General features: G+C 43.6%; 13 protein-coding genes. All 13 read right to left on the bottom strand.

Annotation, left to right across the window (positions count from 1 at the left end; translation table 11 throughout):
• Nucleotides 1-14: 14 nt before the first annotated feature.
• Nucleotides 15-407, bottom strand: coding sequence for a septum formation initiator family protein (locus tag NSQ55_RS22960; protein ID WP_036683668.1), 393 nt, complete (start codon nucleotides 405-407; stop codon nucleotides 15-17).
• 23 nt (nucleotides 408-430) lie between these two features.
• Nucleotides 431-1384, bottom strand: a complete 954-nt coding sequence (gene rsmH / locus NSQ55_RS22965) for a 16S rRNA (cytosine(1402)-N(4))-methyltransferase RsmH (protein ID WP_036683671.1) — start codon at nucleotides 1382-1384, stop codon at nucleotides 431-433.
• Between the two features lie 36 nt (nucleotides 1385-1420).
• A complete protein-coding gene (mraZ, locus tag NSQ55_RS22970) occupies nucleotides 1421-1858 on the bottom strand; it encodes a division/cell wall cluster transcriptional repressor MraZ (protein ID WP_036683674.1) in 438 nt (145 codons plus the stop codon).
• Nucleotides 1859-2121: 263 nt separating this feature from the next.
• On the bottom strand, nucleotides 2122-3393 hold the full coding sequence (locus NSQ55_RS22975; protein ID WP_170914265.1) for an adenosylhomocysteinase: 1272 nt from the start codon (nucleotides 3391-3393) through the stop codon (nucleotides 2122-2124).
• A gap of 167 nt (nucleotides 3394-3560) precedes the next feature.
• Nucleotides 3561-5192 carry a bacillithiol biosynthesis cysteine-adding enzyme BshC gene (gene bshC / locus NSQ55_RS22980; RefSeq protein ID WP_076185251.1) on the bottom strand — a complete coding sequence of 544 codons (1632 nt, stop codon included), beginning with the start codon at nucleotides 5190-5192 and terminating at the stop codon, nucleotides 3561-3563.
• 230 nt (nucleotides 5193-5422) lie between these two features.
• A complete protein-coding gene (locus NSQ55_RS22985) occupies nucleotides 5423-6343 on the bottom strand; it encodes an ATP-binding cassette domain-containing protein (protein ID WP_036683682.1) in 921 nt (306 codons plus the stop codon).
• Nucleotides 6340-7335, bottom strand: coding sequence for an ABC transporter ATP-binding protein (locus NSQ55_RS22990; RefSeq protein WP_036683686.1), 996 nt, complete (start codon nucleotides 7333-7335; stop codon nucleotides 6340-6342). Before NSQ55_RS22990 ends, NSQ55_RS22985 begins: the two co-directional genes overlap by 4 nt.
• Nucleotides 7336-7346: 11 nt before the next feature.
• On the bottom strand, nucleotides 7347-8282 hold the full coding sequence (locus tag NSQ55_RS22995) for an ABC transporter permease (RefSeq protein WP_036683689.1): 936 nt from the start codon (nucleotides 8280-8282) through the stop codon (nucleotides 7347-7349).
• A 3-nt stretch (nucleotides 8283-8285) separates the two neighbouring features.
• Nucleotides 8286-9218, bottom strand: coding sequence for an ABC transporter permease (locus tag NSQ55_RS23000; RefSeq protein ID WP_036683691.1), 933 nt, complete (start codon nucleotides 9216-9218; stop codon nucleotides 8286-8288).
• 221 nt (nucleotides 9219-9439) lie between these two features.
• Nucleotides 9440-11149, bottom strand: a complete 1710-nt coding sequence (locus NSQ55_RS23005) for a peptide ABC transporter substrate-binding protein (RefSeq protein ID WP_076129042.1) — start codon at nucleotides 11147-11149, stop codon at nucleotides 9440-9442.
• Nucleotides 11150-11299: 150 nt separating this feature from the next.
• Complete coding sequence (locus NSQ55_RS23010) at nucleotides 11300-11686, bottom strand: DUF3397 domain-containing protein (RefSeq protein ID WP_036683696.1); 387 nt, start codon at nucleotides 11684-11686, stop codon at nucleotides 11300-11302.
• 21 nt (nucleotides 11687-11707) lie between these two features.
• The gene (locus NSQ55_RS23015; RefSeq protein ID WP_339169308.1) at nucleotides 11708-12670 is read right to left on the bottom strand and encodes a 2-dehydropantoate 2-reductase; all 963 of its coding nucleotides are present in this window, start codon (nucleotides 12668-12670) and stop codon (nucleotides 11708-11710) included.
• A 107-nt stretch (nucleotides 12671-12777) separates the two neighbouring features.
• Nucleotides 12778-13428, bottom strand: coding sequence for an RsfA family transcriptional regulator (locus NSQ55_RS23020; RefSeq protein ID WP_036683702.1), 651 nt, complete (start codon nucleotides 13426-13428; stop codon nucleotides 12778-12780).
• Nucleotides 13429-13434: the final 6 nt, after the last annotated feature.

The following is a 13434-nucleotide window of genomic DNA, read 5'->3' on the forward strand; positions in this document are numbered from 1 at the left end:
TTGCCAATCGCTCACTAATTATCACCTGGAGTCGTTGCCGAGCTTGCCGGAATATAGATTGTTGCATTCTCATCCGGGGACACATAACCAAGATCCCGTGCTTTTTGGGCGACTTTCTGCTCTAGATTCTGCTTTTCCATCTGATACGTAGAAATCTGCTTCTTGGCTGTTGCAATATCCTGATCTAATTTCTGAGCCTGCAAGTTCAAATCATAAATTTGGACGTAACGTGAAATCAGGGTGATCGCCACCAGAACGCATACTCCTAGCGTCAGCATATACAAAAGTTTCTCTTGCAGCGGAAGTACTCTTCGTCTGGTAACTACTTTTGTCTTCTCGCGGTAAAGGGGGTTTACCTCTTCTTTTCTTTTGGGCTGAACTGCTAAATTGCCGCGGGTATAGGCCATCTCTGACTCTCCTTTATCGTCAATTACAATTTTTCTGCAATGCGCAGCTTAGCTGAGCGGGCTCGGGTATTAAGCTCAAGCTCTTCTTCAGAAGGCACAAGCGGTTTACGATTGATTAACTTAAGCGTGCCTTTCGCGCCGCATACGCAAAACGGAAAGTCAGGCGGGCATGTACATCTGCTTAAATAGCTGCTAAAAATTTGCTTGCAAATTCGGTCTTCGAGCGAATGAAAGGTGATGACGGATACTCTGCCTCCTGGTGCAAGGCAACGTACTGCACTATGTAGCCCTTCTTCAAAAGCACCCAATTCGTCATTCACAGCAATCCTTAATCCTTGAAAGCTACGTTTAGCGGGATGCCCTCCTGTTCTTCGAGCAGCTGCCGGGATACCTTCCTTGATCAGTTCTGCTAATTCTCCTGTTGTCTCAATAGGAGCTTCTTCTCTTCTGTCTACAATTTTTCTAGCGATTCTCCGCGAGAATTTCTCTTCTCCATATTGGAAAAGAACACGGGCAATCTCCTGCTCGGACCATGTATTCACAATTTCAGCAGCCGTCAAAAGTGCTGACTGATCCATGCGCATGTCCAGCGGAGCATCATGATTGTAACTAAAGCCTCGTTCCCCTTCGTCAAACTGGGGAGAGGATACGCCAAGATCAAAGAGCACTCCATCTACTTGGGGAATACCATCTGTTTGTGGCACAAAGGGCACATCCTTAAGTACACTCTCCAGATCACGGAAGTTAGTCTTAATAGTCACAACCTTGTCTCCGTATTCCGCTAATCTTTCTTTTGCGTTCTCCAAAGCCCAATCATCTTGATCCAAACAGATTAAACGGCCTTCGCCGCTAAGCTTGGAAGCGATAAGTGAGCTGTGACCCGCTCCACCGAGAGTGCAATCTACATAGATTCCGTCTTTTTTGATGTGCAGCCCTTCTGTCGCTTCTTCCTTAAGCACCGTGATGTGGTGAAACAAGCTGCATCCCTCCAGGACAGTATTCGTTATTGTGTTTTATAGATCAAAATTGAAATCCACCAATTTCTCAGCGATTTCGTTGAACGATTCCTCGGACTGTTCGAAGTACTGTTCCCAAAGCTCTTTGTTCCAGATTTCCACCCGGTTCGAAACGCCCAGAATGACACAGTCTTTGTCCAGTTTGGCATACTGCCGTAAATTGGCCGGCAGATTTACCCTTCCCTGCTTATCCCAAACACATTCAGTTGCACCTGAGAAAAAAAAGCGGCTAAATGCGCGGGCATCTGATTTCATCAGCGAAAGGCTTTTAAGCTTTTGTTCCATGATTGCCCATTCTTCCATGGGATAAACAAACAGGCAGGAGTCTAGGCCGCGGGTCGTCACGAAGGAGGTTCCGAGCAATTCACGGAGTTTAGCCGGAATAATGATTCGGCCTTTGTCGTCAATGCTGTGTTGATACTCTCCCATGAACATCCTTTTTCCCACCCCTAATCCCTGAATCCCCACTTTACCCCACTTTTCACCACTTAAGCATAATAGATTCGCCATTAAAAATCAAAAACCTTTTTCTGGCCAAGGAAATTTTTCCTAAATCAGATAGCTCGTTTCCCGAAAAACATTTCTCCACAGAAAAAAGCCATACAATCGGAATCTTGTCCGTTGCATGGCTTTGTTAAAAAAGTTGCTTCAGTTCAAGGTACACTGGTTAATACACTTTATTGTTATGCGTTCGGTTATTAATCGTTCAAATTCCAGCTGTCCAAATAATCCACTTGTGCCGGAGTGAGGCTATCGATGTTAATGCCCAGACTTTCCAGCTTATAACGTGCTACTTGCTCATCCAGCTCATAAGGAACATTTTCAACTTTTACGCCAATGCTCTTATAATTATCATTTACATATTTCAGCGACAGCGCCTGGAGTGCAAAGGTTGTATCCATAATTTCAGCAGGGTGACCATCAGCAGCACCCAGATTTACAAGTCTGCCTTCGGCAAGCAGATATAATTTACGTCCGTCACGAAGCTGGTACTCTTCGATATTTTTGCGAACGGTACGTTGGGATACGGATCTTTCCGACAGCTCAGGCTTATTCACTTCAACGTCGAAATGGCCCGCGTTGCACATGATTGCTCCATCCTTCATCACATCATAATGTTCACCGCGAATTACATAACGGTTACCAGTTACTGTAACGAAGAAATCACCAACCTTAGCTGCTTCCAGCATTGGCATTACTTCAAAACCGTCCATATGTGCTTCAACGGCTTTAATCGCATCAACTTCTGTGACAACCACTTTTGCTCCAAGTCCTTTGGCGCGCATGGCAACACCTTTACCACACCAGCCATAACCGACAACAACTACTGTTTTGCCCGCTACGATAAGGTTGGTTGTGCGAATAATTCCATCCCATGCCGATTGGCCAGTGCCATAACGGTTATCAAACAAATATTTGCAGTAGGCATCATTAACCGCGACCATTGGGAACTTCAATACGCCTTGCTTTTGCAGAGCTTTTAGACGAATAATCCCGGTAGTTGTTTCTTCAGCACCCCCGCGAATATTCTCCATCAGATCAGGACGCTCCGAATGCAGCAATGTAGCAAAATCCCCACCGTCATCAATAATCAAGTCCGGTTTGCTCTCCAGTGCTTTGATATTAAGGGCTTTAAATTCTTCAGGAGACGGATTGTATTTAGCAAATACTGTGATTCCATCCTCCACAAGCGCTGCACATACATCATCCTGTGTAGATAGTGGATTCGAACCTGTAATGGTTACATCTGCACCACCAGCTTTGACAACCTTCGCCAAATAAGCGGTTTTAGCTTCCAAATGCAATGTGATCGATACTTTCAGACCTTTAAATGGCTGTTCTGCTTCAAACTGCTCACGAATACGGTTCAGTACCGGCATATGCTGGCGAACCCAGTCGATTTTCAAATGCCCTTCCGGTGCGAGTGACATATCAGCCACGATACTATTTTGTTTAGATGAACTCATTATGAAACCTCCTAAAAGTTTTATGGAGCTATACTTCTATGATCCACTACGCAATAAAACTTGCTCCGTAAGCATACGCTTTGTTTTGTGAGCGTTACTACATTGAATCTACTTCGTACAAAACTCACTTCGTAAGCATAAGCTTAGTTTTGTGGAAAGCGATACTTCCATTACATATAAATGATGCGATGTGTTCCACTGTAATCCGGTTCAACCGTCATTAACTCATCCAGCCAAGCAAGTCCGTACCGGTTCAAGTAATACATGATATTGTACACTCTTTCCTGCAGTTTACCCAGTGGCATTAACGACAGCTCGATTCGCTCCCATTGCCGGATTGCAGCTTCGTTCTGTTTTGCCATTGCATCTTGGGCTTTCGCCTGTAAAAAAGTAATTTGATCTAGAATCTTCTCTTTATTGTTATTCCCCAGCTTAAGCAGACCTGCCTGAACCGTTCCAAGCTGCTCAATAAGCGGTTCGTACATAGCGGCGAATGAGGTCTTGGTTTCTTCAAAACGACGTTCTATCCCCAGCTCATCCTGTGCGGCCAGCCATTCTTGTCTTTTATGATCCAGTCCTTGTCTTACATCCTCAAAGCTAAGTTGATATTTATCCATATGCTTGTGCAGCGTACCTTCTACGACTGTAAAAGACATTCTAGGGATAATTAACGGCATTTCTCCCCCAATGGTCTCAAACGCACGACGCGGAATGGCCCAGTAAGCAATCTCACCTTGACCCAGCACCGTTGCCAGAACAGGCAACACATAATCCTGCATAAGTGGACGTGTCAGCACATTATTGCTAAAGCGTTCCGGATGTGCCTGCACCTCCTCAAGTAATTCATCACGGGAAAAGGATACCTGTCCCTTGCGATCCGTAAAGATTCCGTCCTTCTTGTGAAGCAGAAGCCGTGTACCTTCATGAATATAAAAGAGGTTGGCATTGCCAGCTGTAACATCAGCCTGAAGCTCATATCCGGCGCCCACAATATCAGAAGCAGAATTCATATACGCTGTTTCCAGTGCATCATTCTGCATAATTAGCGAAGTGAAAAATGGCTGTTCTAACTTACGTAAGTTGGGATCAGCAGAATCAAGCAGAATTAGACCAAATTTACCAAATAATGAACCCATCAGCTTGGCAAATGCATCCGTCATACTATCTGCTCTAAAAGAAGAAGTGCGAATGAATTCCATAATCTGCGGCTTAAAGTCGCTTTCCTGAAGCAGACCGTCTAACTGTTCCACTACCTGCTGCCAGCTTTCCTCTTCTACACGAATATCACTTACTGAGGAGCGTTTCTCTTCTGACTTTTCTATCTTAATCTTAGTAATCTCCTGCGTACGATTCAGTACATACGTATGATTCACTTCATCCCAGTCATGATCTTCACCTGCAATCCAGAATAAAGGAACTACCGGTCGGCCGAGTTGTTCAGCTGCTTCTTTTGCCGCCATAATAGTAGTTGCAGCTTTATATACCACTAACAGGGGTCCAGTAAATAGTCCGCTTTGCTGCCCACCTGTCACCACTAATGTCCCCGGCTGCTCTAAGAGCGCCAGCGAAGCCATCACCGCATCATGCGAGTTATGCTTTTCATTATATTGACGCAGACACTCAGCAATCTGAGTCCGGTCGGCACGAAGGCTTTCTCTGCCGTCTAGCCACTCTGCCCTTCTACTTCTACTTTCTTTATTGCGGAAATCCCCACCGTACAAATGACTAACCTTTTCAAAATGATCTATATAGTCGCGCGAGAGTGCAGATCCACCCTTGAGCGGTTCCGTTACAATATTCATTTGCTAGTGCCTCCAGTTCTACTAAGCAGTTATATGTAAATCCAAGTTCGTAAAAACTCTCTATGATTGTATCCAAAGTCAGGAGCCGCGTCAAAGTAAAACATGTCTTGATATCAGCAACACAGGTACAGCCAACTGTTCAATTATACTATAAATTCATTAAATAATATCCTAAATACATACAAGAGGCGAGAGCATAATGCTCCCGCCTTTGAAAACCTAAGTATAAATTATGCGAATTTTTTGCTGACAAAGTGGCCTTTAGATACTTCTACTAATTCAAAGTCACTGTCATTGGTCTTATCGTTAGCAGAATAAATAGGGCTGCCAAGCTCATCATGCAAGTGAATACGTTTTTTGTTGACTTCAATTTCCGGGTCCGGAACTGGAATAGCCGACAATAGGGATTTAGTATAAGGGTGGATAGGATTTGCATAAAGCTCTTCACTTTCCGCCAACTCAACCATTTTACCCAAGTACATAACTGCTACGCGATCACTGATATGTTTAACCATGGACAGATCATGCGCGATGAAAAGATAAGTCAATCCAAGACGATCTTGCAATTCTTTAAGCAAGTTAACGACCTGAGCTTGAATGGATACGTCAAGTGCGGAAATCGGCTCATCACAAACGATGAACTTAGGATTAACCGCTAACGAACGGGCAATCCCGATACGTTGACGTTGTCCACCGGAGAATTCATGCGGATAACGGGTTGCATGGTCATGGTTAAGACCAACCATATCCAGCAGTTCTTCAATCCGTTTCTTACGTTCTGCACGGCTGCCAGCCATTCCGTGAATGTCCAGTGCCTCGCCAATGATATCAGAAACCGTAAACCGCGGGTTAAGCGATGCGTACGGATCTTGGAAAATCATTTGCATGTCACGGCGCATAGCCTTCATTTGATTTCCAGGCAATTTATAAATGTCTGTACCATTATATTTCACACTTCCAGCAGTTGGCTCATACAAGCGAAGAATCGTACGTCCAGCAGTAGTCTTACCACAACCGGACTCACCTACCATCCCAAGTGTCTCGCCCTCACGGATCGTGAAGTTAATATTATCTACAGCCTTAAGAACCTTACCTTTACCTACATTAAAATATTTCTTAAGACCTTCTACCTCTATTAGGTTCTTACTCAAGAGTACTGCACCTCCTTGGCCATCGAATGCAGATTCCAGCAACGCGCCATATGCGTTTCGCTGAATTCTGTGGCGCCGGGATCGATTTGTTCGCACACATGCATCGCTTCATTGCAACGAGCAGTGAACGGACAGCCGATCGGCGGCTTGATCAGATCTGGCGGTGTGCCGATGATCGGAATAAGCGGCTCGCCTTTCTTTTGGTCCAGACGCGGCATTGAGCGCAGCAGACCTTTGGTGTATGGATGTTGTGGATTTTTAAAGATTTCCCATCTTGTTCCGGTCTCCACAACCTCACCTGCATACATTACAATCACCCGATCACACATGCCAGCAACTACGCCCAGATCATGTGTAATCAGAATAATGGAGGTACCTAGTTTTTGCTGCATCTCTCTCATAACTTCCATGATCTGCGCCTGAATGGTTACATCTAGAGCTGTTGTAGGCTCATCTGCTATCAGCAAAGCCGGACGGCAAGCTAACGCGATTGCGATCATTACACGCTGGCGCATACCGCCTGAGAATTCGTGGGGATATTGGTTAAAGCGAGCCTCCGCATTTTTGATGCCTACTAATTTCAACATCTCCATACCTTGCTTTTTCGCTTCGGCCGCTGACATTTTCTGATGTTTAATCAAAACTTCAGTGATCTGTTTGCCCACTTTGATGGTTGGGTTCAGAGAAGTCATCGGGTCTTGAAAAATCATGCCAATATCTTTACCGCGAATAGATTCCATTTCTTTCATGCTTTTGTCTAGCAGATTCTGTCCTTGAAAAATAATCTCTCCCTTTTTCACTTTAGAAGGTGGAGAAGGGATCAACCGCATAATCGATTGAGCAGTTACACTCTTACCGCTGCCGGACTCGCCGACGATGGCAACCGTTTCGCCTTTGCCAATTTCAAAATTCATACCACGGACAGCTTGTACTTCTCCGCCCTTAACAAAAAAGGAAATATGCAAATCTTTGACTTGTAAAATAGGTTCCATCCATATTCCTCCTATTTCTTCAGCTTAGGATCAAGCGCGTCACGAAGACCATCACCGAAAATGTTGAAAGAAAGCATTGTTAAGCTGATTAGGATCGCAGGGAACAAGAAGCGCCATGGATAGTACAACCAGCCGGTGAGTGAGTCATTGATCATCGATCCAAGTGAAGCAACAGGAGCTTGTACACCAAGACCCAAGAAGCTTAGGAAGGCCTCAGCAAAGATAGCATTTGGTACAGACAGTGTAATGGTTACGATAATCGGACCAACCGCATTCGGCAGAAGGTGCTTGAACAACAGTCTCGCAGAACCAGCACCCATGGAACGGGACGCCAATACGAATTCACGATTCTTGAGCTGCATAATTTCTCCACGCACAATCCACGACATCGTAATCCAGCCTGTAATGGTTAGAGCTAGGATGATTGTTCCAAGACTTGGCTCAAGAACGACCAAGAGCAAGATTACAACCAGCAAATAAGGAATAGAATACAAAATTTCAGAGAATTTATTCATAATATTATCTACACGGCCACCGAAGAAGCCCATAATGCCTCCGTAGATAACACCGATGAACAAGTCGATGGCTGCCGCAGCAAGACCAACGATCAAGGAAATCCGTGCACCGTACCAAGTACGAACAAAGATATCACGACCAAGATCATCCGTTCCAAACCAGTGATCGGAGGAAGGGGGCTTATTGGTGCTCATCAAATCATTAGAATAATAGTTATATTTCGAGATAAAAGGTGCAAAAATCGCTGCAAGTACAATCAAACCCAGGATACCGAGCGCAGTCATCGCCATTTTATTTTGACGCAACCGTTGCCAAGAGTCTTTCCAAGCAGAGAGACTCTCACGCTGGATAACTTCGGCTTCTTTTTCATCTACACCGACTTTTTGAAAATCTTCCGGTTTTAGATTTAACAAGTTATTTTCAGTAGCCACTATTTAGCCCTCCTTTCCTCCACTTAATTTCATACGTGGGTCAATTAATACATAAGCAATATCCGTAATAAAGCGGGCAACCATGAGTAATACACCATAGAAAATGGTTATCCCCATAATAACGGTATAGTCACGGACACCAATCGCTTCCACGAACTGTTTACCAATACCCCCAACACCAAAGATCTGCTCGATAACAACCGAACCAGTTACGATGTTAGCTGTCATTGGACCCATATAAGTAACAACAGGTAGAATTCCGTTACGAAGTACATGGCGGCTCAGAATAGCCATCCAGCTCAATCCCTTTGCTTTAGCCGTTTTGATATAATCCGCATTCAAAACTTCAAGCATACTTGAACGGGTCAAGCGGGCGATAAAGGCGATCGGCTGTGCCGAGAGCGCGGCCACGGGTAAGAAATAATAGATTGGCCCTTTAAAACCTGAAACCGGTACCCAACCCAGTTTGAAAGCAAATACATACTGCAGTAATGACGCGACTACAAAGCTCGGAACCGCAATCCCCAGAACTGCCAGCACCATAGCTGCGCTGTCAATAAACTTTCTGTGATAGAGTGCCGCCAACATGCCGAGAAATACTCCGACAATAACCGCCACAACGATTGCGACGAGTCCCAGCTTCAGCGACGCTGAAAAGGTTTGACTGATCAAATGTGATACATCTTGATTTAGGCGTTTCATTGAGACACCTAGGTCACCTTGGATAATATCACCTAAATACTTAAAATACTGATGAGAGAGCGGCTTGTCCAGACCATATTGTTCCATCAGACGTGCTTTAATTTCTGGCGGTACCTTCTTTTCAGAAGTAAACGGATCCCCCGGAATAGCTTTCATCAAGAAAAAGGTAGCTGAAATCAATACAAATAGAGAAACCAACATATAGAAAAACTTATTTGCGACATAACGAACCATCCCCATCACACCTCCTCCGACAATTTTTGATACACATAATAATGATTTTATGAAAAAAACGGATTTTTGTCTATTTTCTATATATGTTATTAATAACATTAATTAACAAATAGACAGGAATACAAAAAAAAGGGATATATATGGAATTCCACATATATATCCCGAAGTATTCTGCAACTTCAGTCAACTAACTATTCTGTTGTAATTACTAAAGCAATATCTTAGTGCTCAAGCAAGTATCCGCGAGTCAAGTCAATTGCACCACTAAAGTCAAGAGTAACACCTTTAAGGTACTCTTTAGTCAGGGAGTTGTTAGTGTAGTAGTACAAAGGAATCAGAACCATATCTTGCTCAATGAGCAATTTCTCAGCTGCAGCAAACTTTTCTTGACGTACTGCCAAGTCAGTGCTTGTTTTAGCTTCGCTGATCAATTTGTCATACTCAGGGTTAGCGTAACCAGTATCATTGTTACCGCCACCTGTTACCCACATATCAAGGAAAGTCATTGGATCATTGTAATCCGCAGTCCAACCAGCACGAGCAACTTGGTAGTTCAGGTTTTGACGGTTTTCAATAAATACAGCCCACTCTTGGTTAACGGTTTGTACGTCGATACCAAGATTGTTTTTCCACATATCAGCAATCGCCAAAGCGATTTTCTTGTGACCTTCACTTGTGTTGTAAGTCAGGGAGAATGTAGGCAGTTTATCCATACCTTCTTCTTTCAGACCTTCAGCAAGCAATGTTTTAGCTTGTTCTAGATCTTCAGTGAAGTAGCTATCTTTAACTGCTGTACGGTATTCACCATCAGCACCAGCGATACCCGGAGGTACATAACCGTAGGCTGGGAATTGTCCACCTTGTACTACATTGTCAATCAAAGCTTGACGGTTAATGGACATTGCAAGAGCCTTACGGATTTTAGCGTTTGTGAAAGGTTTTTCAGTGATATTGAATTCGTAGTAGTATACGGAAGCAATACCTTTACGGCTGAATTCGTTAGGAAGTTCTTTTTGCACGATTGGAATTTGTTCTGATGGAATTTCACCAGTTGGTCCACCGGCACGATCGTATTCACCGTTCTTGTAGCTGAGCAGCTCAGTTGCACCGCTGTTTACAAGGGAGAAGTCGATTTTGTTAAGTTTAATAGAATCTTTATCCCAATATTTATCGTTTTTAGTTACAACAAGTGTTTGACCTGTAGTCCACTCAGTAAGAGTGAAAGCACCGTTAACGATCATAGTATCTTTGCTTGTTGCCCATTTAGGATTACTCTCAATGGATTTGTGTACAGGGTAATAAGTGTAGAAGGAAAGCAATCCAAGGAAGTAAGGAGTTGGGGCTTCAAGAGTAACTTCAAGAGTTTTCTCATCAACCGCTTTAACACCTACTTGACTGAAATCGGTAATTTCCTTGTTGTAGAACTTTTGAGCATTTTTGATGTAGTACAATTGATAAGCATAAGGTGCAGCGGATGCAGCAGCAGGATCGAGCACGCGTTTCCAAGCGCGAACGAAGTCTTCTGTTGTTACAGGATCGCCATTACTCCATTGTGAATCACGGAGTTTGAAAGTATATACCAGACCGTCAGCGGAAACTTCCCAGCTTTCAGCAACACCTGGTTCAGCTTGACCAGATTCAGCATTCATGCGAGTCAGACCTTCGTACATTGTTGTCAGGACAGTGTGTGCTTGGCTATCTTGAGCCAATCCTGGGTCAAATGTTGGAGGCTCAGAACTAAGGTTAATTCTCAATGTTTGGTCAGCAGCCAATTTTTCTTCTGTAGCTGCATTACCAGTTGCCGTGTTACCAGTGTTAGCATTGTTACCTTTATTGCCGCTGTTTGCATTGTTTCCGCCGCAGCCAGCAAGCACTGTGCCGATAACAAGTACTAATGCAATCATTAGCAATAGACTTTTACTCTTCTTCATCTAGCAGTTCCCCCTAAATAGAATGTGGTATATGGTTTATGATTATACAACCAGTGGTCAAAAAAATCTAGTGCAATGTTTTCAGAAAATATTTTTTTTTAAAAACTTTAAACTTTTGTGACGTTGACGCTTCACCGAAGCAGTGGAACGTTACATCGCTTGTGATATGTAGGTAATTAGCCCAACAAACATAAATAATAAATATCCGACGCTCATAAAAAAGAACGAAAGTCTCCAAACTGCCCGAAATAACCGCTTCCCATCTACCTTTCCTTTCATCCGATTTTGAGCTCCGCCAATCAGTCCAGCGGATATTAATACAATAATTAGTATAAGGTAAAACCCAAAACCGGAATTAAAGATGTTATTAAACAATGCGGAGACCGACAATAATAAAAAAAATGTGGTCACGTCCATAGCGAGCATAAAAGTTTTCTTTTTATCTTTTTTTAAGCCCTTTCCAATGAAAAAAACAATCAAAAACGGCACAATCGGAATAACGCTTAAAGTAATAACCGAATCCATCAGCAGTCCCATAGCTTCACCTCTCCCCAGAGATCATACCCCAATACCTTCTACTAATTGGCAGAGCCAGCGATTTAATGGTGCCGACACTCCAGATCGTTCTGCCATTTCTACAAGACTTCCATTGATCCAACGAATTTCTGTGGTTCTTGAAGCAAGTACATCTGCCAGCATAGATGAAATATTGCCAGACGTTAACCGGCACACCTGAAGGATGTTATCCCAAGCATCCTTATCATAAGTAATTTCACAGAAATCATACACCATTGTTGCTTCTTCAAAAACTTCCTTCATTAATTGGAGGCGTTGCTCTGAAGACAACAGCTCCCCATTTGGAATACGCCAAATCGCCGTGAGTGGATTAATAACGGCATTGATCAAGAGCTTCCGGTAAATCATGGTATCCACTTCATTCGACAAAAAGGCTGCGAATCCTGCCATTATGAGAACTTCTATTAAATTATTCGCTTTTAAAGCATTATGTATGCTATGAGCTTGTCCATCCCCTAAGCCCCATTTTCCTATCCACACCTCCCCTGCTCCTGCATGAATGACCTCAGTTAAGGATTTGCGCTTCGCAGCCTCCGTAGTCACAGCTACATATAAATTGGCGTTTGGCAACAAGCCTCCTAACATCTCCATATGTCCTGTACCATTCTGAAAACAAATCATATGTACTTGCTCTTCCTTAAGTAGGGATAGAAATTCAGGCAAATCATTATGTAGAGTATTCTGTTTAACCGTCACCACGATCCAATCACTCGGCTCTTCTAGATAAGCATCAGCGAACTTCCCTATTGGCGCGGATACAAACTGATCTTCCGAAATTGTTATCGGCTCGCGTTCATCCTCGTAGGTAACTGTTAAGCCATCACGCCCTAATCGTTGGCATTGTTCTATCCCTCGGCACCACAGTCTCACATCATTCCCGGCTTGGATCAGTCTCCCTGCCAGCAGCAGCCCGAGTGAACCTGCACCAATTATATCAATTTTCATATAACCCTCCTGCTGATCTTAAGCACAATTTTTCTAAGTATACCAAAAACCCCGCAAGTGGTGCTTAAAAAGCAGACCACTTGCGGGATTGTTAGTTAACCTATCGTTTATTCAATGCGTTCTAAATTTCCGTTACCATCCATTTTGAAACGAGTCTTCATTTCTTCTTCTTCTTCATTTAAGAAAGCAAGCCTGCGAGCACGATCCATAATCTGAATTAAAGCTTTGTAATCATCGTTGACTACCCGGTAGTCGCTTTGAGCAAGATTAACCTCTTTAGACAACCGCTCATTCTCAGATCGTAATTCTGTTAATTCATCTTCCTTCTCGCGCAGGTCTCTTTCCAGCATTTTCAGCTGACGTCCTGCTTCCTGGATCGTACCCTTCCATTGTCTTAAGAAACGAATGACCGCATCAATGGATAATGTGTTTTCACTTAATCCCTCACCGCGCCCAAATTCCTCATCGACATCACCCAGAATCAGACCAGCTACTTGCGCTCCTCTTACTGACGGCTGCTTTTTCAGGTAGCTACGCTTTTGACGTTGCCCTTTAGCAATACCGATTGCACCTTCATAACTTTTCCGAACACAACTGTTCCAGCGGAATCCGCAAGCGGCCGAAGTTCTGCCGATTTTTTCACCCACCTCTTCAAAAGCGGCAAGCTGTGTGCTGCCCTCCCGAATGTGTCGCAAAGTTACTTCTGCCAATATTAGATCATCTTCTGCACTCCAAGCGTCCTGTCTAACGGCTGTCATAAAGCC

It is taken from the genome of Paenibacillus sp. FSL H7-0943 (genome assembly GCF_037963265.1).
Taxonomy (GTDB): Bacteria; Bacillota; Bacilli; order Paenibacillales; family Paenibacillaceae; genus Paenibacillus_AQ; species Paenibacillus_AQ odorifer.

What these genes read in the sequence shown, in the direction of transcription:
- NSQ55_RS22960 (WP_036683668.1), bottom strand. Translation starts at nt 407, where the DNA reads ATGGCCTATACCCGCGGCAATTTAGCAGTTCAGCCCAAAAGAAAAGAA.
- mraZ (WP_036683674.1), bottom strand. Translation starts at nt 1,858, where the DNA reads ATGTTCATGGGAGAGTATCAACACAGCATTGACGACAAAGGCCGAATC.
- bshC (WP_076185251.1), bottom strand. Translation starts at nt 5,192, where the DNA reads ATGAATATTGTAACGGAACCGCTCAAGGGTGGATCTGCACTCTCGCGC.
- NSQ55_RS22990 (WP_036683686.1), bottom strand. Translation starts at nt 7,335, where the DNA reads ATGGAACCTATTTTACAAGTCAAAGATTTGCATATTTCCTTTTTTGTT.
- NSQ55_RS23000 (WP_036683691.1), bottom strand. Translation starts at nt 9,218, where the DNA reads ATGGTTCGTTATGTCGCAAATAAGTTTTTCTATATGTTGGTTTCTCTA.
- NSQ55_RS23005 (WP_076129042.1), bottom strand. Translation starts at nt 11,149, where the DNA reads ATGAAGAAGAGTAAAAGTCTATTGCTAATGATTGCATTAGTACTTGTT.
- NSQ55_RS23010 (WP_036683696.1), bottom strand. Translation starts at nt 11,686, where the DNA reads ATGGGACTGCTGATGGATTCGGTTATTACTTTAAGCGTTATTCCGATT.
- NSQ55_RS23015 (WP_339169308.1), bottom strand. Translation starts at nt 12,670, where the DNA reads ATGAAAATTGATATAATTGGTGCAGGTTCACTCGGGCTGCTGCTGGCA.
- NSQ55_RS23020 (WP_036683702.1), bottom strand. Translation starts at nt 13,428, where the DNA reads ATGACAGCCGTTAGACAGGACGCTTGGAGTGCAGAAGATGATCTAATA.